Source organism: Amycolatopsis sp. NPDC005232, assembly GCF_040607795.1.
Lineage (GTDB): Bacteria > Actinomycetota > Actinomycetes > Mycobacteriales > Pseudonocardiaceae > Amycolatopsis.
The window spans coordinates 68,998-90,798 of record NZ_JBEXHL010000034.1 but is presented as its reverse complement, the minus strand read 5'-3'; the positions used below and the strand labels follow the sequence as shown (position 1 = coordinate 90,798).

Sequence of the window (21,801 nt, the reverse complement as noted above, 5' to 3'; positions counted from 1 at the left end):
CCGGGTCTCGCGCCCGGCAACGTCGTCTCGATCACGGGTCCACAGTCACGGGTCCACAGTGGAGTCGGCGACCGCGGTGTGGGCCAGGGCCGCGACCGTCTCCTCGAGGCCGCGCTGGATCTCGTCGCCGGAGCCCTCGCGGACGCTGCTCAGGGTCACCTCCACGCGGCTGGCCGCGGGTCCGGCCTCGTCGATCGAGAGGGTGCCGTGGTAGTCGTCCGGGCCTTCGGCGCCCCAGGACAGGGTGCGGGTGCCTTCGTCCACCTTGAGCCAGGCGTCACCCTCGACGTGCCGGCCGTGGACCTCGGCCTCGACGTGGACGGTGTCGCCGCCTTCAGGACGCGCCGCTTGCATCTGCGAGAAGTAGTGCGGCAAGTTGCGCGGTTCGCGCAGGTAGTCGAACAGCTCATCGGCGGGCAGGTCCACCGTGGCGCTGTGCCGGTAGTCGGTCATGGGAACACCTCCTGGCCCGCCGGGTACCCGCGGGCCGCCGCGCCAACCAACCGCCTGACGGTTCCGCCGGCCGCTCGCGTTGCGGGACCACCACGTACTTCGGGTCCTGGTACGGCTGCTGCGCTCACAGCGAACCGCGTCCGCTGAAGGTTGAGCCGCCGCGAGAGCGGGAACCCGGGGACCACCCGGCGGCCCGCGCCGCAGGGCGACGCGACGATGGAGGTGCTGTGGTGATCGAAGAGGTGCAGCCGATTCCGCCGACGGAACGCTCGTTCGGCGAGCTCGTCTCCGACCTCACCGACCAGGTGAAGCGGCTGGTGCGCGACGAGGTCCGGCTCGGAGTCCTGGAGCTGAAGCAGAAGAGCACGCGGATGGGCGTGGGCGCCGGGTTGTTCGGCGCCGCCGGGCTCGTCGCGCTGTTCGGCGCGGGAGCGCTGGTGGCCGCCGCGATCATGGCGCTCGCTCTCGTGCTGCCCGGATGGGCGGCGGCGCTGGTCGTCGCGGGCGCGTTGTTCGTCGTCGCCGGGATCTCGGCGCTCGTCGGGCGCACGCAGATCAAGAACGCGACGCCGCCCGTGCCGCAGGAAGCCATCGAGGGCGTCCGCAAGGACGTCGAGGTCGTCAAGCAGGAGGTGCGCTCGTGAACCGCGAGTTCCCGGAGACCCCGGACGAGGTCCGCATCGACCGCGACGCCACGCGCGCCGAGCTCGCGCAGACGCTGGAAACCCTCGAGCAGAAGCTCGACGTGCGTCCGAAGATCAAGCAGGGCATCGGCGACCGGCTCGACCAGGCAGAGGCCAAGGTCGGCACGGTCGTCGGCGAACCGACGGCCGCGAAGTTCCGCCAGGGCGCCGAAACCGTGCGCGCGAACCCGGTCCCGGTCTTCGCGAGCCTGCTCGGCCTGATCGTCGTGCTGCGGCTCATCCTGCGCCGGCGCTCGCACGAAGATTGAGTGGCGCCAAGGATGTTTGCCCGCCGCGGCCCCGCGGTACCCGGGCGGCATGACCACAACCGTTGCGGACTACGTGTTGCAGAGGCTGCGCGAATGGGACGTCGAGCAGGTGTTCGGCTATCCCGGGGACGGGATCAACGGCCTCGTCACCGCGTTCGGCGCCGCGGGGAACGAGCCACGGTTCGTGCAGGCGCGGCACGAGGAGATGGCGGCGTTCGAGGCCGTCGGGTACGCGAAGTTCAGCGGACGCGTCGGCGTGTGCGCGGCGACGTCCGGGCCCGGCGCGATCCACCTGCTCAACGGCCTCTACGACGCCAAACTCGACCACGTGCCCGTGGTGGCGATCGTCGGCCAGACCGCGCGCAGCGCGATGGGCGGCAGCTACCAGCAGGAAGTCGACCTGCAGGCGCTGTTCAAGGACGTCGCGAGCGAGTACCTCGTCGAGGTCAACGTGCCCGAGCAGCTGCCCAACGCGCTCGACCGCGCCATCCGTACCGCGCTCGCGCAGCGCGCCCCCACGGCCGTGATCATCCCGGCGGACGTGCAGGAGCTGCCGTACTCGCCGCCCGGGCACGAGTTCAAGCACGTGCCCTCCAGCCCGCCCGGCCACCCGCGCGCGAAGGTCGTGCCGCCGGACGAGGAGCTGACGCGGGCGGCCGAGGTCCTCAACGCCGGCGAGAAGGTCGCGATCCTGCTCGGCCAGGGCGCGCGCAACGCCGTGACCGAGGTCCGCGAGGTCGCCGAGCTGACGGGCGCGGGGGTGGCCAAAGCGTTGCTGGGCAAGGACGTGCTGCCCGACGACCTGCCGTACGTGACCGGTGCGATCGGCCTGCTGGGCACGCGCCCGAGCTACGAGCTCATGCACGACTGCGACACTCTGCTGATCATCGGCTCCGGGTTCCCGTACAGCCAATTCCTGCCCCCGTTCGGGCAGGCGCGCGCGGTGCAGATCGACCTCGACGCGCGGTACCTGGGCCTGCGCTACCCCACCGAGGTCACCCTCCTCGGCGACGCCAAGTCCACTTTGGAACAGCTCCTCCCGTTGCTGGAGCGCAAGACCGAGCGCGCGTGGCGTGAGCGGATCGAGAAGAACGTGACCGAGTGGACGGACACCGTCACGCGGCAGGCCATGCTGGCGGCGGACCCGATCAACCCGATGCGGATCGTCCACGAGCTGTCCGAGCGGATCCCCGAGGACGCCATCGTCACCGCCGACTCCGGCTCGACGGCCAACTGGTACGCCCGCAACCTGCGCATCCGCGGGCGGATCCGCGCTTCGCTGTCGGGGACTCTCGCGACGATGGGCCCGGGGGTGCCGTACGCGATCGGCGCCAAGTTCGCGCATCCCGACCGCCCGGTGGTCGCGCTCGTGGGCGACGGGGCCATGCAGATGAACGGCATGGCCGAGCTGCTCACCCTCGCGCGCTACCGCGAACTCTGGCCCGACCAGCGGTGCGTGATCTGCGTCTTCCACAACGGTGATCTCAACCAGGTCACGTGGGAGCTGCGCGCGATGGGCGGCGCGCCGAAGTTCGAGCCGTCACAGTCGCTGCCCGAAGTGTCCTATGCGGACTTCGCCCGCGGCATCGGGCTGGGCGGCATCGCGGTCGACGACCCCGAGCGGCTCGGCGACGCCTGGACCACGGCGCTCAACGCCGACGTCCCGACCGTCCTCGACGTGCGGTGCGACCCCGAAGTGCCGCCGATCCCGCCGCACGCGACTTTCGAGCAGATCAAATCCATGACCGAATCGGTGCTCAAGGGCGACCCCCACGCGTGGCACCTGGTCGCCCAGGGCCTCAAGACCAAGGTCCAGGAGCTCCTGCCGACGCGCACCTGATCCCGCGCACCAGAAAGGAGCCCCTTGTGGACACGCACGACCTGCGTCCCCTGACGACAACGACCGGACCGTTCGCCTCGGTCCACTTCGACCAGTCACACGACACGGAAGACGCGGCGAAGCAGCTTCGACTGCGACTCAAGGAGATCAACGCCACCCTGTCCGAACAGGACGCCGACCCGGCGACGGTCGCCGCGATCACCGCCGCGATCGAGGCCGCTCCCCCGCCCGTCGGGCAGGCCGGGCGGAGCCTGATCGCCGCGCACGGCGAGATCGTGGCCGACCGCCGGCTCGCCGCGCCTCCCGCCGCGCAGGAGGCGCGGTACTCGGACCTGCCGTACTTCCTGCCGGTGGTGACACACGCCGAGGACGCGCCCGAGCACGTGGTGGTGCTCGTCGATCGCCACGGCGCGGACGTCGAGGTGCACCACCCCGACGGCACCGTGCGCACGGAAACGGTGCAGGGCCCCGAGGACGACGTGCACAAGGTCCGCGGCGGCGGCCCGGCGCGCCGGAACCTGCAGCACCGCACCGAGGAAGCCGTGCGGCACAACCTCGAGGGCGTCGCCGCAGCCGTGGCCAAAACGGTCGAACGGACCAACACCCGCCTGGTCGTGCTCGCCGGCGAGGTGCAGGCCCGCGCCGAGTTGCTCGGCCTGCTGCCGGAGCCCGTGCGCGCGGTCACCGAGGAGACCGACGCCGGGGGCCGCGCCGCCGGCGCCGACCGCGCCGAGCTGGACGAACACGTCCACGAGCTGCTGGCCGGCCGCCACCTCGGCGAGCTCGACGACCTCGCCGAACGCTTCCGCGCCGAGGCCGGTCGCGGTTCGGGCCTCGCCGTCATCGGCCTGGAGGCCGTCACGGCGGCGCTGTCCGAGGCCAACGTCGCCACCCTGCTCGTCGGCGACCCCGGCGACGCCGAGGTGCTGACCGGCCGCGAACCCACCCAGGTCGGCGTCGCCGCGCCCCGGCTGGCGGCGCTCGGCGCTTCCGAACCCGCACGTCACCGTGCCGACGAGGCCCTCCCCTACGCCGCCGTGGCCGTCGGCGCGGACGTGGTGGTGATGGACGAGCGCCTCGACCTGCCCGGCGGGTTCGCCGCCCTGCTGCGCCACCCGTGACCCCGTGGCCCTCTGACCCCCGGGCGGTGCGGGCAGGCGGCGGGGTGTGCCCGCACCGCCCGGACACCACGGCGGAGTCAGGCATCCCCCGCCAGACATCGCAGTGCGGAGGGCCGGTCGGCCCTCCGCACTGCCTTCTGCGCTGCCTCAGTCCTCCTTCGCAGCCCCGCCGCACAGGCACGACCCCACCGCTGCAGGCCACGGCGCCAGCACGGCGATCCCCCGACGCCCCGGCGACAGCCGTCACCGGGCACGCTGGGCACGATCCGCGACACGGAGCGGGCCGAACGCCCGTTCCACACCACGACGCGAAGGGCCGACCGGACGCGACGTTCCGGCCGGCCCTCTGCGCTGCCTCAATCCTCGTTCGCAGCCCCCGTCACCGCGCCCGCGACGGCTTCCACCACGCCGTCGTCGAAGACGGTCGGCACGATGCGCTGCGGGGTGAGGTCGTCGGCGACGACGTCGGCGAGGGCGCGGGCCGCGGCGAGGAGCATGCGGCTCGTGACGCGGGGCGCGCCGGAGTCCAGCAGGCCGCGGAAGACGCCCGGGAAAGCGAGCACGTTGTTGATCTGGTTCGGGTAGTCGCTGCGGCCTGTGGCGACGATCTCCGCGTGCTTGCCCGCGATGTCCGGGTCGATCTCGGGGTCCGGGTTGGCCAGCGCGAACACGATCGCGCGGTCGGCCATCGCGGCGACGTCGTCTTCGCCGAGCAGGCCGCCGGCGCTGACGCCGATGAAGACGTCGGCGCCGGAGAGCGCGTCGCGCAGGCTGCCCTCGACGGCACCGTCGCGGTTGGTGTTCTCCGCGAGCCAGCGCTTCTCGCCGACGAGGTCACGGTCGGGGTGCAGCACGCCTTGGCTGTCGCAGACGGCGATCCGCTCGTACCCGGCCTCGCGCAGCAGCCGCGCCGTGGCGCTGCCCGCCGCGCCCGCGCCGGAGATCACCACGGAAGTGCCGGCGGGCTCGCGCTCGGTCAGCTTCATCGCGTTGTGCAGCGCGGCGAGCACCACGACCGCGGTGCCGTGCTGGTCGTCGTGGAAGACGGGGATGTCGAGCTCGTCGTGCAGGCGGCGCTCGACGGTGAAGCACCTCGGCGCGGCGATGTCCTCGAGGTTGATCGCGCCGAACGAGGTCGCGAGATCCTTCACCGTCCGCACCAGGTCGTCCGGATCCCGGCTGACCAGGCAGATCGGCCACGCGTCGACGTCGGCGAGCCGCTTCAGCAACGCCGCCTTGCCCTCCATCACGGGCAGCGCGGCGGCCGGGCCGCGGTCGCCCAGGCCGAGCAGCGCCGAACCGTCGGACACGATCGCGACCGAGTTGGCCTTCACCGTCTCGCGCATCAGCGCGGACGGGTCGCCGGCCACCCGCTCGGCCACCTCGGCGACCCCGGGCGTGTACTCCTTCGCCAGGTCCTCGGGTCCGTCGAGGCGGACCCGGGCCGAGATCTCCACTTTTCCACGGCTACGGCTCATGTCCGCCGGATACCCCGGGCGAACACCGGGAAATCAGCCGGTTTTTCACCGGGGCTACGCCCGCAGAGCCGGCAACGGCTCGTTCTCCGCGAAAGCCAGGACCTCCTCCTGTCGGCCGCCACCGATCTGGATCAGCGCCAGGTCCGTGAACCCCGAATCCACGAACTGCTGCACCGCTTCCCGGATCGGCCCCACCTCCGGACCTCACGGGATACCCACGGCTACGTCGTCCTGGCGCACGAACTGCGTCGCACCCGCGAACCCGGCCGGCCCCGGCAGCTCCGAGTTGACCTTCCACCCCCGCTGAACCAGCGGAACTGGTCGTGCGCTCGCCGGATCGCCGCGTCCCGGTCGGGATTCCCGCACACCGGCAGCTGGGCGACCTTGCGCGTCGGCCGGCCGAGGCGGGTGGCGTCCCACTCGCCGCACAGCGCCGGGTCGGGCTCGACCGCGATCATCACGTCGGCCTGCGCGGCGAACCGGTGCACCGCCTGGTCACCGGATCGCCGTCACCTGGCGCGGCGCGCTCCGGGGGCGTTTCCCGGGGTGATCTGCGAAGCTGCCTTTCATGGCTTCCCGGACGAGTTCTCCCTGGTTGCGCTGGACGACGATCGCCCCGGTGGTCGCGGTGGTCGTGCTGGCGGTGACGTGGGGGCGGGTGCTCGGGACGGTGCCGGTGATCATCGTCGCGGTGGTGTTGGCGGCCGCGGTGCTCGCAGCGGTGCACCACGCGGAGGTGGTGGCGCACCGGGTCGGCGAGCCGTTCGGGTCGCTCGTGCTGGCGGTGGCCGTCACGGTGATCGAGGTGGCGCTCATCGTCACGCTGATGATCTCCGGCGGCCCGAAGACGGCTTCGCTCGCGCGGGACACGGTCTTCGCGGCCGTGATGATCACGTGCAACGGCATCCTCGGCCTGTCGCTGTTGGTGGGTGCGTGGCGGCGCAAGACGGCGGTGTTCAACGCGGAGGGCACCGGCTCCGCGCTGGCCACCGTCGCGACGCTCGCCACCCTCAGCCTCGTCCTGCCCACGTTCACCACTTCCCGCAGCGGCCCGGAGTTCTCTCCCGGGCAGCTGGCGTTCGCCGCCATCGCGTCGCTGATCCTCTACGGGCTTTTCGTGGTCACGCAGACCGTGCGCCACCGCGACTTCTTCCTGCCGATCGACGACGAAGGCGCCGTGGTCGAAGAGGATTCGCATGCGAAGCCGACGACCACCCGCACCGCCCTGTTCAGCCTCGGACTGCTGCTGGTGGCGCTCGTGGCGGTGGTCGGGCTGGCCAAAGTGGAGTCACCGGCAATCGAAGCCGGCGTGGCAGCGCTGGGGTACCCGCAGTCGTTCGTCGGCGTGGTGATCGCGCTGCTGGTGCTCCTGCCCGAGACGCTCGCCGCCACCAACGCCGCGCGGCGCGACCGCGTGCAGGTGAGCCTGAACCTCGCGCTGGGTTCGGCGATGGCCAGCATCGGCCTCACGATCCCGGCGATCGCGCTCGCGTCGATCTGGCTCAGCGGACCGCTGCTGCTGGGCCTGGACGCCACGCAGATCGTGCTGCTGGTGATCACCGTCGTGGTCGGCGCCCTCACTGTGGTGCCGGGCCGCGCGACGCGCCTGCAGGGCGGCGTCCACCTCGCGCTGCTGGCGGCTTTCGTCTTCCTCGCCGCCAGTCCGTGAGCCAGTTCCCAGGCCACTGTCGAGCCGGGACGCGCCCGTTCGTCCTCGGGGTGCAAGGACCTCGTGGAAAGGACGGATGATGGACACTTTGGCGTTGTACCGGCAGGCACAGGACGGGTTCGACGCGGTGCTCGCCGCAGTGCCGGCCGAGCGCTGGGACGCGCGCTCGACGTGCCCCGAGTGGTCGGTGCGCGACCTCACCGGCCACGCGGTCTGGGGCCAGCACCAGCTGCGCGCCTGGGCCACCGGCGAGGACTACGCCGACCGCTCGGGCGCACCGGGTTCGCCCCACCCCGCGCCGGTCGCCGGCGACGACCCGCTCACGAGCTGGCGCACGGCCCGCACGGCCTGCCTCGCCGCGCTGACCCCCGCGGCGCTCGCGCGGACCACCACGATCCCGGGCCTCGGCGAGATACCGGTCGCCGCCGTGGTGAGCCTGCTGACCACCGACCTGGTGGCCCACGCGTGGGACATCGGCCACGCCCTGGGCGCCGACGTGCGCCTCGATCCCGCCACAGTCGCGGCCGCCTTCGACTGGGCCCGCGCGCACGCCGTGCGCGCCCCCGGCTTCTTCGGCCCGGAACTCGCGCCGCCGCCCGGGTCGGACGACCAGACGCGGATGCTCGCGTTCCTCGGCCGGGCCGCGTGGGAGCCGGTCGCCGCGTGACGCCGGCCGGTGGGTGTGTCCGATGTGGTCACGCCCACCGGCACGGCAGTCGGCGCCGCGCCAGGTCAAGTCGAGCTGTTCGGCAACCAGCCCGGTCAGCAGATCGAGTAATCGGTGTGCTTGCCCGATTTCGGTGGGTGGCAGCAACCCGGCAAGAACGGTCAGGAAGCGGGGACGACCGGGGGCTGGGCGAGCCGATCACCGCGCTGTGGGTCTCCCTCTCCTGACGCGGCACCGGCGAACGGCGGGCGCGGGTCACTCCCCGACCGCCTTCCGGCCCCGGTCGAACGCGGCCAGTGCGGCGCCGACCGCGGCCGCGACCGTGACCTCGAAGACCTGGTCCTCGGTGTGGCCCGCGGCCAGCAGCGCGGCGACGTCCGCGTCGGTCACGCGGTAGGACGCCGTGCGGACGGCGCCGGCGTAGGTCTGCCACGGTTCAGCCACCGGGTCGCCCGCGACGAGCGCCGCGCGCAGGGCCCGGTCGGTGACGCCGCCGGCCTCAGTCACCGTGTGGCGGAGGTTCGAGACGACGTCGCCGTGGTCGGTGCGCGGGCCGCCCGACAGCAGGAAGCCGGGGAAGCGGTAGCCGAAGCGGTGCAGCGACCGCGTGCCGCTCTCCAGCTGGCCGTCGCGCAGCTCGAAGCCGAACGCGTTGGCCAGGCGGTTGACCACGTCCCACACCAGGTTCACCCGCAGCGCCTCCAGCACGGCCGGTGCGGGCACGCCGGCGACCAGCGACGCGTCGGGCTCGCCGCCCGGCCGTGAAACGGTGTCGAGGAAGGCGCGCACCGCCCGCAGTTCCGGGCGGGCGGACGCCGGCTCGTCCGGGTCGACCTCGCCCTCCCCGGCGATGCGCGTGAGCTCCGCATGGGTGACGATGCAGAACGGGCACTCGTGCAGCTTCGCCGTGCCCATCGCCAGGTACTCGCGCTCGCCGGCCGTCCAGGACGACGGGCCGCGCATGGCCGGCGCCGTGAGGTCCAGCAGCGCGCGGGTCATGAACTCCGGACGGTACAGCAGCGTCAGCACGATGTCGGGACTGTCCACACGGGACACCGCGGACGTGGCCGACAGGAACAGCTTCGCGCGACGGCGGTGGCCGCGCTCCAGAATGGACAGTCTCACGGTGCCTCCCCAGGGTCGAGTGCGTCGAGGTCGAGCAGGCGGCGGGCGAGGAACCGCCGGTCCGCCGGCGTGTGGGCCAGTTCGTGGGCACGCCGGTAGGCGGTGGCCGCTTCGGCTCGCCGGTCGAGGCGGCGCAGCAGATCGGCGCGCGCGGCGTGCATCAGGTGGTACAGCTCAAGGCCGTCGATGCGGTCGATCAGCGCGAGCCCGTCGGCCGGGCCCTGCGCCATCGCGACCGCCACGGCGTGGTTCAGGGCGACGACGGGCGAAGGCGTGAGCTCCAGCAGCCGCGTGTACAGGCCCGCAATGCCCGCCCAGTCCGTGAGTTCGGCCGACGGCGCCTGCGCGTGCAGCGCCGCGATCGCGGCCTGCACCTGGTACGGCCCGGGCTCGCCGTGGCGCAACGCGCGGTCCAGCAGCCCGAGGGCTTCCGCGATCTCGGCCCGATCCCACAGCATGCGGTCCTGGTCTTCCAGCAGCACCACGTCACCGTCGCCGTCGTGCCGCGCGGCCGCGCGCGAATCGTGCAGCAGTAGCACGGCGACGAGGCCGAGCGCCTCCGGTTCGTCCGGCATCAGCGTGGCCACGAGCTTGCCGAGCCGGATCGCTTCCTGCCGCAACGCGGTGTGCTCGGGTGAGCCGGCCGCGGCGGTGTAGCCCTGGGTGAAGATCAGGTACACCACGGCAAGTACGCCCGCGAGCCGTTCTGGCAGCAGGTGGTCCGGCGGGACTTCGAGCGTGATGCCGGCGTCGCGGATCTTGCGCTTGGCCCGGACCAGCCGCTGCGCGAGCGTGGCTTCGCCGATCAGGAAGGTCCGCGCGATCTGCCCGGCGGTCAGCCCGACCACGGCCTGGAGGGTCAGCGCAACGCGCGCCGGCTCGGCGAGCGCCGGGTGGCAGCAGGTGAAGATCAGGCTCAGCCGTTCGTCACCGACCTCGAGCAGGCGCCGGTCGGAGAAGTCGGACATCGGCACCTCCTCCGGCTCGACCCCGATCGCCGCGAGCTTCTCCCGGCCCAGGCGGGCGCGGCGCAGCCGGTCGATCGCGTTGTTGCGCGCCGCCGTGAGCAGCCACGCGACCGGGTCGTCGGGTACGGCACCCCACTTGCGCAGGGCGCGTGCACACGCCTCCTGCAACGCGTCCTCCGCGAGCTCGAAGTCGCCGAGCGCGCGGATCAGCGCGGCGAGCATCCGCGCGCGGTCCGCGCGGTAGACCCGCTCCACCGCGGCGGCCGCCGGCTCACTCAGCAGGGGCCGCCACGTCGACCGGCGCGTGGCTCACACCCGGGATCCCGACCACCGGCCGCACCTCGATCGACCCTTCCTCCGCCATCGGGCACAACGCGGCGAGCTCGAGGGCTTCGTCGAGGTTGCGGCAGTCGAAAAGGTAGAACCCGCCGAGGTGCTCGTGGGTCTCCGCGAACGGGCCGTCGGTGATCAACGTGCGCCCCTCCCGCACGCTCACGGTGGTCGCCGTCGACTCCGGCTGCAGCGGCTTGCCCTCCACCCACACTCCGCGGCGCCGGCACTCGTCGGCGAACGCGTTCACCCGCGCCACCGCCTCTTCGAACCCGGGGTCGCCCGGTTCGGGGCGTACGCAGTTGTAGATCAGCAGCATGTACTGCACGTGTCCTCCGCCTCATCTAGTCCAGGTCGTCCGAAGAGGATGACGAACAGCCCGACCGTAACTCGACACGACGCGGCGAGCGTGGCGAAAAGTTTCTTCGGGCCCGTTCAGCCGAGCAGCGACGGGTGCGGCTCGGGAGGCGCGCCGAGCTCGTCGCGGCGGCTGAGCGGGGCGGTGCCGTCCACGTCGGTGACCCCGAGCCGCGCGCCGAGCTCCGCGCCGATGAGCGCGCGGCCCGAGTAGGCCATCAGGTCGGGCGACGCGTAGAGCGCGGCGATCACGCGGCCGGTGAACTGCGGCGACTCACGCGGGACGGCGGTGCGGGCGGCCGGCGGAAGCGTCGCGAGGTGCGCCTCGGCGCGTTCGGTGCGCAGGCCGCCCATCCAGATCGAGACGGCGGCGACGTGGTGCGGGCGCAGGTCTTTCGCCATGTCCGCGGCCATCTTGTCCGCGCCCGCCTTCTGTGCACCATAGGCCGGGCCCTGGTGGTAGGACACGGCGCCGTAGTGGCCCGTGTGGACGATCAGGCCGCGGCCGTTGGCCAGCAGCAGCGGCGCGGCGTGGTGGGCGGCGACGAAGTGCGAGCGCAGGCCGACGGTGATCAGGTCGGCCGCCTGGATCGGATTGGCCCAGAACCCGCCGGGTCGCATCGGCTCGGCGACGTTAGCCGCGTTGTTCACGAGGATGTCGAGCCTTCCGTGCTCCCGCGCAACCCGGGCGAACAACGCGGCGACGGCTTCGTCGTCGGCGTGGTCCACGACCACGGGCACGCCGGTGCCGCCGGCCTCGTCGATCAGGGCCGCGGTGTCGGCGACCGTGCCACCGTGGCGCGAGTCGCCGGGTTTCGCGCTGCGGCCGGTGACGTAGACCGTGGCGCCGGTCGCGCCCAACGCCAGGGCGATGCCCTTGCCGGCGCCGCGGCTCGCGCCGGTGACCACGGCGATCACGGGAGCCATGGGATCTCCTCTCCATCCGGACGTCGTGTCCGGTTCCTGTCACCGACGATATGGACACGGCGTCCGGATGTCACGGTGATAGCGGACACGGCGTCCGGATACACTGGCGGCGTGACCGGTCCGGCCAAACGCCGGCGCGCCGATGCGCGCCGCAACTACGACGTGCTCCTCGAAGCGGCGAAGGACGTCTTCGCGCGCCTGGGCACCGACGCGCCGCTGGAGGTCGTTGCGCAGGAAGCGGGGGTCGGGCGCGGCACGCTGTACCGGCACTTCCCGTCGCGCGAGCACGTCTTCGCCGCGATCATGCGCGACAGCGCGGAGCTGCTCGACGCGCGCGCCCGCGAACTGCTCGACGCACCCGACGGCGCCGGCCGGCTTCCAGAGTGGCTGCGGCTCTACGACGGCGCCGCCACCGAGTACCCCGGGATGAGCGGGCACGTCGGCGACGGGCTGGCCGACGACGGCTCCCCCGTGGCCACCACGTGCGCCCCGATGAAGGCGAGCTTCGCCGCGTTGCTCGACCGCGCCCGCGCCGAGGGCCACGTGCGGCCCGACGTGACGGCGACGCAGGTGCTCACCCTCGTCGGCGCCCTGCCAAAGGACCCGGCGACGGGCCGCACCGCCGAGCCCTACCTCGACGTCGTGCTGGAAGGGCTTCGCATCACCACGTGACGGGCAGCTCGTACACGCCGTACACGGAACCGTTGTGCTTGAAGGGAATCTCGTCGAAGCCGGCCGCGAGGGCGAGCGTCGGGACGCGCCGGTAGAGCGTGTTGTAGACGACCTGCAGCTCCACCCGCGCGAGCGGCTGCCCGAGGCACTGGTGCACGCCGAACCCGAACGCCACGTGCCGGCGCGAGTCCGGGCGGCGCACGTCGAGCCCGTCGGGATCGGGGAACACGCTCTCGTCGCGGTTGGCGATGTCGTTGGCCATGATCAGGCCCTCGCCCGCGCGGATCGTCTCGCCGGCGATCTCGATGTCTTCGATCGCCACGCGGCGGCGGCCGTTGTGCGTGATCGTGAGGTAGCGCAACAGTTCCTCGACCGCGCCGGCGATCACGGCCGGGTCGTCGGCCTCGCGGACCAGGGCGAGCTGCTCCGGGTGGCGCAGCAGGGTCAGCGTGCCGAGCGCGATCATGTTGGCCGTGGTCTCGTGGCCCGCGATCAGCAGCAGCACGCCCATCTGCGCGGCCTCGGCGCGCGTGAGCTCTCCGGCCTCTACGCGGTCGGCGAGGCCGGACAGCAGGTCGTCCTGCCGGTGGGCGAGCTTCTCCCCCATCAGCTGGTCGAGGTACCCCAGCAGCGCGCTGTGCCCGGCGGCCCGTTCGGCCGGGTCGGCGTCGCGCTTGATGATGACCTTGCTGTTGGTCTGGAAGAAGTCGTGGTCGCAGTAGGGCACGCCGAGCAGCTCGCAGATCACCAGCGACGGCACCGGCAGCGCGAACGCCTCCACCAGGTCCACCGGGTTCGGCCCGGCGAGCATCGCGTCGAGCGAGTCGTCCACGATCTTCTGCACCGCCGGCCGCAGCGCCTCGATCCGCCGCACCGTGAACGGCGCCGTTACCATCCGGCGTAACCGCGCGTGCTCCGGATTGTCCATCAGGATGAAGCTGATCGCCGACCCACCCGGCGGCAACGGCGCGGGGCTCGGGTAGCCCGGCCGCGTGATGTCCGCGCTCACCCGTGCGTCCGCCAGCAGCGCCCGCTGGTCCGCGTACCGCGTGACCAGCCACGGCGTGCTGCCGTCCCACAGCCGCACCCGCGCCAGCGGCCCGGCCTCCTGCAGCTCGCGCGCCCGCGGCGGCGGGTCGAACGGGCACCCGGCCGCCCGAGCCATCGGGAACTCGGGCACCTCGTCGGCGCCGGGGGTGGCCTGGTCCAGCGTGCTCGTCATGTGTTCCTCCGCGGCGGGTCGGTTCGTTGGTCTGAAGTGGACGGTGGTGGGGTGGTCAGCCGTACTTGCCGCGCGCCGCGGCGGGGGTGCCGCAAGACCGCGGCGACGTCGGCTCCCGGCGGCGGTATTGCCCCAGCCCGCGCCCACGACGCGCGGGGCCGGGGTGTTTGTCGCGCCTACCCGGCGCGCGCATGCGCGCGTGCAACCGGGGCGAACGCCATCCGCCATCGGCTGCCGCCCGCGGGGCCGGGGCGCTTGCCCGGGCAACCCAGCACACGTGCGCGACCGGCTCGAGCGTCAGCGGGCATCGGGTGTCGTCACCGTGGCCGGAGCGAGCCAGAGGCCGACGATGGCGTCGACGAGGCCCGTGCCGGCGGTGGGCCAGTCGGGGCGCGGGGTGGGGGTGGCTTCGGCGAGCGCGCGTTCGCGTTCGGCGCAGGTGTGGACCATCAGCAGGCGCGCCATGGCGTCGCGTTCGGTGCGGGCGGCGGGGGTGAGGTGGGGCAGGCAGGTGTCGAGGCCGTGGAGGATGCGGTGCAGCGCCGGGGCACTGAGGGCCTCCTCGATCATGATCCCGCGCAGCGCGGGGTCGGTCATCACCTGCGCGGCGAAGCGCGCGAACCACGTCGGGGCGCGCAGTGCGGTCAGGTGGTCGGTGACGGGCCGCACCAGGCACTCGACCCAGTCGCGCACGCCGGCGTCCTCGGCGACCCGCGCGACCATGCGCGTCCGGATCGTCTCGATGCCCTCGGCGTGCTTGCGGGCGATCGCGCGGACGAGGTCGGCTTTCGTGCCGAAGTGGTAGCCCACGGCGGCGTTGTTGCCCTGGCCCGCGGCCTCGCTGATCTGCCGGTTGGACACCGCGTACACGCCGTGCTCGGCGAACAGCCGCTCGGCCGTGGCGAGGATCCGCTCCCGCGTCGACTCCGCGCGGATCGCCTTCCCGGTCTCTCCGGCCACCGTTGCTCCTCCCCGCGCCGCACCTGCGGTTCGTGATCAGTCAACCCGATCTTCGCGAGTTAAGTCAAGCGCTTGAATTCAACCCAGGGTGTGCGGCACCCAGGAAGTCGCGTCCTTCCGCGCGCACGACACCCACCGAATGCTGGGCGGCGAACCCCTCAGGAAGGCGACCATGACCGAAGCACTCGAGATCACCACGTTCCACCTCACCGGCGACTTCGGCGGCACCGACTTCATCGCCGTGAACTCCGACGTGGACGCCTACCTCAAAACCCGCCCCGGCTTCCGCTGGCGGCGCATCACGCAGGACGAGGACGGCACGGTGGTCGACGTCGTCGCGTGGGACAGCGAAGCCGACGCGCGCGCGGGCGCCGCCGGAATCATGACCGAGCTCGCCGGCTCCCCCGTGCACGCGATGATCGACCAGGCGACCGTCGACTTCCGGATCCTGCCCGTGATCCACCGGCTCGACTGACGGGGCGGCTACATCGCGACGGGGTATTGGTTCTGGAAGTCCAGCCGGTGATCGGCCCCCGCCACCTCACCGCGTGGCTCCCTTGGTCCTGCCCGACGGTCGCCTTCTACCGGGCCGCGGTCCTGTTCGGCGCGGCGACCCACGACATGGCCAATCGCCCGTGCGCGGCCAGCGAAGTCAGCAGCCGCGCGGCCTCCGGTGGCAGAACCCGGAGGGGTGGATCGCCAGGTTCGGTCAGAGCGCGGTGAAGCGCGTCGGTGGCCACGAAACCAGGGTAATCCGGGGCGCCAACGCACGTTCACGACGGAGTAGCGTCACACTGCGCGACAGCCAGCACGACAGGGAGGACCCGGCGTGACGCCGATCGACGCCACCTTCAGCCTCGTCGACCACCACGGCGCGGCGGTGACCGAGCAGGACTACCGAGGCAAGTGGGTCACGGTCTTCTTCGGCTTCACCCACTGCCGCATGGTGTGCCCGCGTGCGCTCGGCCGCCTGACGACCGCGCTGGACGAGCTGGGGCCGACGGCGGACAAGGTGCAGCCGCTGTACATCACCGTCGACCCGGAGCGGGACAGTCCCGAGGTGATGCGCGCCTACCTCGAAGGCGACCACCCGCGCTTCACCGGCCTCACCGGCACGCCGGAGCAGATCGAGCGGGCCAAGCGCGCCTTCCGCGTTTTCGCGCGCCGCAAGGATGATCCCGAGGACCCCGATGGTTACGCGGTGCCGCACACCGCCATCACCTACGTGCTGGACCCCGACGGCGCCTACGCCACGCACCTCACCGACGGCCTCGACGACAAGACATTCACCGAACGGCTTCGCGAAACCGTCACGCAAGAAGCCTGAAAGCCGGGGACCGGTTGCCGGAGCCGCCCTACGGCCGGCTCCGGCAACCGGAAATCAGCTCAGCTTCGCCGGGACGTTGTACGCCTCCACCGACAGCCGCGGGGACTTCACGGACCGCCGCGGCGCGACAGTGATCGTGCGGGACTCCCCTGGCAGCAGCCAGAAGTAGTTGTCGCCGTAGATCGTCGGCAGCACGCGGTCCTTGCCGTTGTTCTCGCGCAGCGACAGCCGCACCATCGCGGCCACGGTCTTGCCCGTGTTGCGGATCGTCGCGGTGTAACCGTCCTTGCCCGCCGAACGAAGGCTGGTCGACAGCTGCGTGCGCCCCAGCTGGTTGAGCGCGCGCATCGCCGTGTCCGCCTGGTAGCGCCAGTACGTGTTCTCCGAGACGACGGCGCCGTGCGAGTCCGTCATCGTCAGGCGCAGCAGGTGCAGCGCAGGCAGGTCCGCACCGAACGGCACCGTGAACGCGGCCGTGCCCGAGATCGGGGCCACGTCGACCTTCTGCGTCTGCGCCGCAGCCAGCGGCTTGCCGTCGAGCCCGTGCAGCTGCGCGGTCACGGTCATGCCGCTCATCGCGTCGGGCGTGTGGTTGATCGCCCGCACCTGCCAGGTCGTGAGATCCGCCTGCACGTGCCGCGACTCGCAGCCCTTGCGCGAGCCGTAGTAACTGCCGTTCACGTCGAGGTCGTAGTCGTAGGTCTGCCACACCGTGCTGTGCCAGGCCGGGTGCGACATCCACAGCAGCACGCCGGTCGCGTCGTTCCACAGCTTGGAGTTCCACGCCTCGAAGATCGCGCGCATGCTCTCGAAGTTCACAAACTGCGCCTTGCGGCAGAACTCCTCCAGGCTCGACGAAGGCGCGAGCCGCGCGTCGATCGCCGCGAGGTAGGTCTGCGGCGACTGGTTGCCCTGCGTGGACCAGTCGTGCAGGAACCACGGCGCGCCGATCGGCCAGCCCGCGTCGCCCTCGCCGACGAGGTTGCGCATGCTCTCCACCACGGACACGGTGGGGATGCCGATCTCGCTCCAGAAGCCGGCCTTGCCGCCCGTCGCCTCACCGGTGAAGTACTGCTTCGGGTCGAGCCAGCGGTACGGGCCGTCGCCGGTGATCACGCCACCGGCGGAGTTGCTCTGGTAGAGCAGGTCTGTGTTCTCCGTGACGATCGAGCGCAGCGCCTGGTCGATCACCGCCGGCGGGGTGCCCTCGTTGCAGCCGAACCACACCGCGACCGACGGGTGGGCGCGGTAGCGCAGCACGGTGTCCTTGGCCTGGGCCAGGAAGATGTCGTGGTTGGCCGGGTCGGTGGAGAAACCGTCCCAGAACTCCGTCCACACGAGAATGCCGTAGCGGTCGCACGCTTCGAACAGCTCTTCGCGGTAGGAGGAGCCGATCCAGTTGCGCAGCATGGTGAAGTTCATGTCGCGGTGCATCGCGACGACGTTGTCCACGCGCTCCGGCGGCATCCGGCGCAGCAGCTCGTCCCAGCCCCAGCTGCCGCCGCGGCAGAACACCTTGACCCCGTTGACGATGAACGTCAGCGGCTTCGCGGAGTTGTCCACCGACGCCACGTCCGTCCAGGCGTCGCCGTCAGCCGAGACCTGGATCCGGAACGTCTGCGCGTACGCGGTCTCCCACGCCAGTACGATGCGATCGAACGACGTCGTGGCGCCGAGATCGACCTGCAGCCACTGGTTGTCGGCGTACTCGGAGGTCCAGCGCGTCTTCGGGTCGCCGTCGAAGGCGTTCGGCGGCGGGTTGCCGTCGGCGACCGTGGAGCTGGTGCCCGTCTTGCCCTGGGCCAGGTCGGTGCCGGCGTTCGCACTGTCCACCACGGACATCGTCCAGAGCGAGAAACCCCAGCCGGTGGCGCGTTTGTCGCACTGCACGCGGACGTAGCGCGCCTGCTGCGGCGCGAGGTCCACGGTCTGGGAGGCGACGCCGTCGACCGGCGTCACCGGCTGGTCGTAGGTGTAGGTGATCTGGCGGATGCCGAACTTGAGGCTCTTGCGGTCGCTCACCGCGGAGCCGATGGCGGCGGTCACGGTGAGGTCGTGAAGGGTGGCGTCGCCGTAGCCATTGGGCCACCACAGCTTCGGGTTCTTGATCCGCAGCTGGCCGAACGCCGACGGCGCGAAGACGGCCGCGCCCTCCTCACCCGGCGCGACGGTGACGGTGCTGGACAACGAGATCCCGTCGAACGCTGCGGTGACCTTCACCCGCTGGGCCACCGAACCGGCGTTGCGGACGGGGACCGTGATGGTCACCTCGGCGACGTCGGTCGCGGGCAGGTTGGGCAGCTTGGTGTCGACGCGGGTGTCACCCACCACGATCGCGCCGGTCGAGCGCAGCCGGACGTGGTTCCAGATGCCGGACGCGCGGTCGCGCACCGCGGGCATCCAGTCCCAGCCGGACACCGCGACGAGCGTGGGCGAGTTGGCGAACATCGTGCCGCCGGCGTCCACGAAGGACTGCCCGGCCGGCCCCTTGTCGCCCGGGCTGCCGGGGAACGGCATCGGCGCGATCTTCACGGCGACGTTCTGGTCGCCGGTGCGGCGCAGCGCGGCCGTGACGTCGAGGGCGGCGCGGCCGAACGGGTGCGCCAGGTTGCCGACGTGGGCGCCGTTGAGCCAGATGTCGGCCTCGTGGTTGACGCCGTCGAACTCGAGCCACACGTGCCGGCCCGCGGAAGTGTCGAGACCGCGCGGCACGGAGAACGTGCGGCGGTACCACCAGGAGTGCCGCGACAGGGCCTCCGGGATGTGCATGTTGCCCATGCCCTTGGCCGGGTCGGGCAGCTGGCCCTGCTCCACGAGCGAGCCGAGCACGGTGCCCGGCACGGACGCCGGCAGCCAGCCGCGCGTGTCGACCGCGGTGCCCGACAGGACGGCGCCGTCGGTGCTCGGCGCCCAGTCCTGCATGGTGAGGACCCAGCCCGACTCCAGCGGCACGGACCCGTCGGCGGCCACCGCCAGCGCGGGCGGGTTGTCGTGCCCGCGCACGGGGAACGACGTCCAGCCGCGAACGGCCGGGCGGTTGTCGCCGGTCGAGCCGTAGACCTGGAACCCGTTGAGCCCCAACGGGTTGGTGGTCGAGCCCGCGGAGCTCGTGAGGCGGACCCAGCGTGCGGTGACGGCCGGCTTCAGCGGGATGGTCACCACACCGCCGGTGCCCTGCGCGGTGCTGTGGACGGTGCGCCAGGACTTGCCGTCCTGGGAGATGTCGAGGTCGAACACGGTCGCATAGCTCGACTGGACCTCGGTGCCCTTCGTGTTGCTGCGCGAGGCGGTCGTGTCGAACGCCGGGTCGCCCGGGCGGGCCTCGAACGTGAGCACCACGGAGTCGACCTGGCAGCGGCCCTGCAGGTCCACGATGATCCACTGCGAGTCGCCCTCGGCCGCGCGCCAGCCGGAGCCCTGCACGCCGACCTGCGCGAGGCCGTCCACCGCGAACTCGGCGGGGGTGGCCGCGTAGTCGGTGGAGGACACCTGCACGGGGCGGAACAGCGCCAGGTCGGTCGAGGTGCGCCCGTCCGTCACCGCGGGGGACGCGGGCGCCGCCGACGCCACGCCGGGCAGCACCGCCGTCAGGCCGAACCCGGCCAGCAACCCGGTGCCTGCGGCCAGTACGCCCCGTCGCGACAGTGCCGAATCCGCGCCCGGCGCGCCGCTCTGGTCCAACGTCATGGGATCTCCCGGTCTCGTGACAAAACCCGTCCACATGACGCGGGGACCGCAGGCGTCGACGTCGACGGGTGACAACGTTGCCAGGAAGCTTCCCGGCCGGTCACCCGCTCGTCAAGAAGACAAGAGAGACAAGAATCGGCCGGGATGACATCGATGTCGGGACCCGGGAGGGCGCCGGTCGTCAAGAGCCGGAGTGAAAGCCGAGGTGCCCGGTTTGTCCGGCCGGGCGCGTCCGGGTGGAGCGGAGGCGCCCGGCCGGGCGCGTCAGCGCACGAGCACCGCGTCGCCGATCGGACGCTCGCCCGTGGCGTCCGACGGGTGGTTCACGAGCTGTCCCGCGACGGCCATGGCGGTGGAGCCGCCGCCGTCGAGGTTGAGCGCGTCGACCGCGCCGAGGCTGCGCATCAGCTGCGCGCCCTCCTCGATCGTCACGCCTTCGCTGACGCCGGGCTGACGGCCGTCGACGGTCACGAGGAGCAGGCGGCCCTGCGCGTCGAGCCCGGCCATCGTGCGCGGCTGGCGCTGCTCGGCCCAGGCGTAGCCGAACGACAGGTCCTTCGGGTCGAGCACGCCCTCGGTCGCGGCGTCGATGGCCTGGCGGCCGTGGCGCAGCAGCACCGGCGCCGCGCTGACGATGCCGTCGCCGGCGCGGAGGTCGACCGGCCGGCCCGACGCGGTGCGCACGCGCTCGTCGACGGACAGCTTGCGGCCGATCGCGGCGTGGGCGGCGAGCCAGCCGGCGGCCGGGCCGATGCCCTGCACGGCGGAACCGCCTGCGGGCACCGCGCCACCACGCGCGCCCACGGTGAGCACGCGGCCGTTGCGGTCGAGCGTGACCTGTGTGCCCGTGCCGGTGGGCAGGGCGGCGCCGAACTCGGCGGTGAAGAGCACGAGGTCGTCGGCAGTGGTGCAGGTGAAGTCCTGCCGCGGCTTCGTGGTGGGCGTCAGGCCCGGCCGGCCACAGTCGCGCACGACACCGGGCTTGCGGTTCACGCCTTCGACCGCGTGGGTCGCCGCGCCGGAGCGCAGGGTCACCGTGGACGTCAGGTTCTCGATGGACACGTCGCCGCGGTGGCCCAGGACCAGCGCGGCGCGGGCGCCGGACGACTGCGACTCGAGCTTGCCGTCGTACGCGGCGAGCCCGGCGGGCACGCCCTGGAAACCGTCGGCGTCAGCGGTCACGAAGAACCCGCCGTTCACGGCCACGAGCGCACCCGTCTTCGCCGCGATCGACGACGTGGTTTCCCGCCGTGCCACCGTGCCGTCGTGCGTCGCCTCGATGCCGCCGTGGAAGCGGTCGCGGTCGATCACGGCGACGTGGACGCGTTCGGCGTCGGGCGCCTGATCGGCGTCGTAGCCCGTCCACTCCGCCACGGCGCTGAACCCGGCCGCCTTGAGTGTTGTCGCGGCCGCGGTGGCCGCCGCCTGCGTCGGGTAGGAGCCGGTGCGCACGCGCACGCCCTCGACGCCGTGCGGGGTGTCGGAGAAGGCAGGCCAGCGGACGGTGTCCTGGCGCGCCGGGTAGCCCGCCGCCTGCAGCCGGGCGGCGGTGTCGCGTGCCCACGCCGCCGTGCCGAGTTCGGCGGTCGTCGCGGCGCCGGTGAGGATGTTCTTGGCCGGCGCGGTGATCGTGACCGTCCAGAACGGAGGGTGAGCCGTGCGGCTCAGCACGCCGGTGCGCACGGTGACGCCCGGCGCGACCACGTCGGTGGTCCAGGTGTAGCCGGCGGGACCGGGCACCGAAGCGTCGGCTGCCGGCGTGAGAACCGCCGCCGCCCCTGCGACGACGACGGCTGCCGCGAGCACGCGCCGAGCGCGTGACGAGGTGAACACTGTGGGTTTCTCCCTTGCCTCAAGCGGATCCGGGTGAGTTCACTCGCTGCGGTCGACCCGGACCTGTCCGTCGGCTGGAGCGCCGGTGAACCTCTGCCGAACCGGGTGCGTACGTAATTTCTCCGTAGGACTCCCGATGTGCTCTCGGCTCGGACCCGCCATCGTCGAAGGACAAGAAGCACAACCGACACGGAGGTCCCGCAATGGCGATCG

General features: G+C 72.3%; 19 protein-coding genes and 1 pseudogene. 9 read left to right on the top strand and 11 right to left on the bottom strand.

Annotated features, from left to right (window positions below; all coding sequences use genetic code 11):
• Window positions 1-45: 45 nt before the first annotated feature.
• Window positions 46-453 (bottom strand): SRPBCC family protein, encoded by a 408-nt coding sequence (locus ABZU76_RS41415; RefSeq protein ID WP_354880702.1) that lies wholly within the window; start codon window positions 451-453, stop codon window positions 46-48.
• A gap of 230 nt (window positions 454-683) precedes the next feature.
• Here ABZU76_RS41415 and ABZU76_RS41410 point away from each other — a divergent pair, with 230 nt between their 5' ends.
• From ABZU76_RS41410 to ABZU76_RS41395, 4 genes are read left to right on the top strand one after another with little or no spacing between them, the layout of a single operon-like run.
• Window positions 684-1,097 (top strand): phage holin family protein, encoded by a 414-nt coding sequence (locus ABZU76_RS41410; RefSeq protein WP_354880734.1) that lies wholly within the window; start codon window positions 684-686, stop codon window positions 1,095-1,097.
• Window positions 1,094-1,405 carry a DUF3618 domain-containing protein gene (locus ABZU76_RS41405; RefSeq protein WP_354880699.1) on the top strand — a complete coding sequence of 104 codons (312 nt, stop codon included), beginning with the start codon at window positions 1,094-1,096 and terminating at the stop codon, window positions 1,403-1,405. Before ABZU76_RS41410 ends, ABZU76_RS41405 begins: the two co-directional genes overlap by 4 nt.
• A gap of 49 nt (window positions 1,406-1,454) precedes the next feature.
• On the top strand, window positions 1,455-3,245 hold the full coding sequence (locus tag ABZU76_RS41400; RefSeq protein ID WP_354880696.1) for a thiamine pyrophosphate-requiring protein: 1,791 nt from the start codon (window positions 1,455-1,457) through the stop codon (window positions 3,243-3,245).
• Between the two features lie 26 nt (window positions 3,246-3,271).
• The gene (locus ABZU76_RS41395) at window positions 3,272-4,366 is read left to right on the top strand and encodes a Vms1/Ankzf1 family peptidyl-tRNA hydrolase (protein WP_354880693.1); all 1,095 of its coding nucleotides are present in this window, start codon (window positions 3,272-3,274) and stop codon (window positions 4,364-4,366) included.
• 356 nt (window positions 4,367-4,722) lie between these two features.
• Here ABZU76_RS41395 and ABZU76_RS41390 read toward each other — a convergent pair whose 3' ends face one another.
• Together ABZU76_RS41390 and ABZU76_RS41385 are read right to left on the bottom strand one after the other, a co-directional pair.
• Window positions 4,723-5,844, bottom strand: a complete 1,122-nt coding sequence (locus ABZU76_RS41390) for a malic enzyme-like NAD(P)-binding protein (RefSeq protein WP_354880690.1) — start codon at window positions 5,842-5,844, stop codon at window positions 4,723-4,725.
• A 54-nt stretch (window positions 5,845-5,898) separates the two neighbouring features.
• A pseudogene (locus ABZU76_RS41385) lies at window positions 5,899-6,347 on the bottom strand (LLM class F420-dependent oxidoreductase); the annotation flags it as partial.
• A gap of 65 nt (window positions 6,348-6,412) precedes the next feature.
• Here ABZU76_RS41385 and ABZU76_RS41380 point away from each other — a divergent pair.
• Window positions 6,413-7,513 (top strand): ionic transporter y4hA, encoded by a 1,101-nt coding sequence (locus tag ABZU76_RS41380; protein ID WP_354880687.1) that lies wholly within the window; start codon window positions 6,413-6,415, stop codon window positions 7,511-7,513.
• 79 nt (window positions 7,514-7,592) lie between these two features.
• Window positions 7,593-8,180: a TIGR03086 family metal-binding protein gene (locus tag ABZU76_RS41375; protein WP_354880684.1), complete on the top strand. Its 588-nt coding sequence runs from the start codon at window positions 7,593-7,595 to the stop codon at window positions 8,178-8,180.
• 255 nt (window positions 8,181-8,435) lie between these two features.
• On the opposite strand, the gene ABZU76_RS41370 is transcribed toward ABZU76_RS41375, so the two are convergent.
• From ABZU76_RS41370 to ABZU76_RS41355, 4 genes are all read right to left on the bottom strand, one after another.
• Window positions 8,436-9,305, bottom strand: coding sequence for a hypothetical protein (locus tag ABZU76_RS41370; protein WP_354880681.1), 870 nt, complete (start codon window positions 9,303-9,305; stop codon window positions 8,436-8,438).
• A complete protein-coding gene (locus ABZU76_RS41365; RefSeq protein WP_354880678.1) occupies window positions 9,302-10,528 on the bottom strand; it encodes a DUF6596 domain-containing protein in 1,227 nt (408 codons plus the stop codon). The genes ABZU76_RS41370 and ABZU76_RS41365 overlap by 4 nt, the downstream gene beginning before the upstream one ends.
• 16 nt (window positions 10,529-10,544) lie before the next feature.
• A complete protein-coding gene (locus tag ABZU76_RS41360; RefSeq protein WP_354880675.1) occupies window positions 10,545-10,931 on the bottom strand; it encodes a YciI family protein in 387 nt (128 codons plus the stop codon).
• A gap of 107 nt (window positions 10,932-11,038) precedes the next feature.
• Window positions 11,039-11,887: an SDR family NAD(P)-dependent oxidoreductase gene (locus ABZU76_RS41355; RefSeq protein ID WP_354880672.1), complete on the bottom strand. Its 849-nt coding sequence runs from the start codon at window positions 11,885-11,887 to the stop codon at window positions 11,039-11,041.
• A gap of 111 nt (window positions 11,888-11,998) precedes the next feature.
• On the opposite strand from ABZU76_RS41355, the gene ABZU76_RS41350 reads away from it, so the two are divergent.
• Window positions 11,999-12,559 carry a TetR/AcrR family transcriptional regulator gene (locus tag ABZU76_RS41350; protein ID WP_354880669.1) on the top strand — a complete coding sequence of 187 codons (561 nt, stop codon included), beginning with the start codon at window positions 11,999-12,001 and terminating at the stop codon, window positions 12,557-12,559.
• Here ABZU76_RS41350 and ABZU76_RS41345 read toward each other — a convergent pair.
• Both ABZU76_RS41345 and ABZU76_RS41340 read right to left on the bottom strand, forming a co-directional pair.
• On the bottom strand, window positions 12,549-13,781 hold the full coding sequence (locus ABZU76_RS41345) for a cytochrome P450 (RefSeq protein ID WP_354880666.1): 1,233 nt from the start codon (window positions 13,779-13,781) through the stop codon (window positions 12,549-12,551). The two genes, ABZU76_RS41350 and ABZU76_RS41345, sit on opposite strands and share 11 nt — an antisense overlap.
• Before the next feature lie 297 nt (window positions 13,782-14,078).
• The gene (locus ABZU76_RS41340; RefSeq protein ID WP_354880663.1) at window positions 14,079-14,741 is read right to left on the bottom strand and encodes a TetR family transcriptional regulator; all 663 of its coding nucleotides are present in this window, start codon (window positions 14,739-14,741) and stop codon (window positions 14,079-14,081) included.
• A 172-nt stretch (window positions 14,742-14,913) separates the two neighbouring features.
• Here ABZU76_RS41340 and ABZU76_RS41335 point away from each other — a divergent pair, with 172 nt between their 5' ends.
• The gene (locus ABZU76_RS41335) at window positions 14,914-15,216 is read left to right on the top strand and encodes a hypothetical protein (protein WP_354880660.1); all 303 of its coding nucleotides are present in this window, start codon (window positions 14,914-14,916) and stop codon (window positions 15,214-15,216) included.
• Window positions 15,217-15,570: 354 nt separating this feature from the next.
• Window positions 15,571-16,068 carry an SCO family protein gene (locus tag ABZU76_RS41330; RefSeq protein ID WP_354880657.1) on the top strand — a complete coding sequence of 166 codons (498 nt, stop codon included), beginning with the start codon at window positions 15,571-15,573 and terminating at the stop codon, window positions 16,066-16,068.
• A 54-nt stretch (window positions 16,069-16,122) separates the two neighbouring features.
• On the opposite strand, the gene ABZU76_RS41325 is transcribed toward ABZU76_RS41330, so the two are convergent.
• Entirely contained in the window at window positions 16,123-19,755 is a 3,633-nt protein-coding gene (locus ABZU76_RS41325) for a discoidin domain-containing protein (RefSeq protein WP_354880654.1), read from the bottom strand.
• A gap of 264 nt (window positions 19,756-20,019) precedes the next feature.
• Window positions 20,020-21,588, bottom strand: coding sequence for a phosphodiester glycosidase family protein (locus ABZU76_RS41320; RefSeq protein ID WP_354880651.1), 1,569 nt, complete (start codon window positions 21,586-21,588; stop codon window positions 20,020-20,022).
• Between the last annotated feature and the right edge of the window lie 213 nt (window positions 21,589-21,801).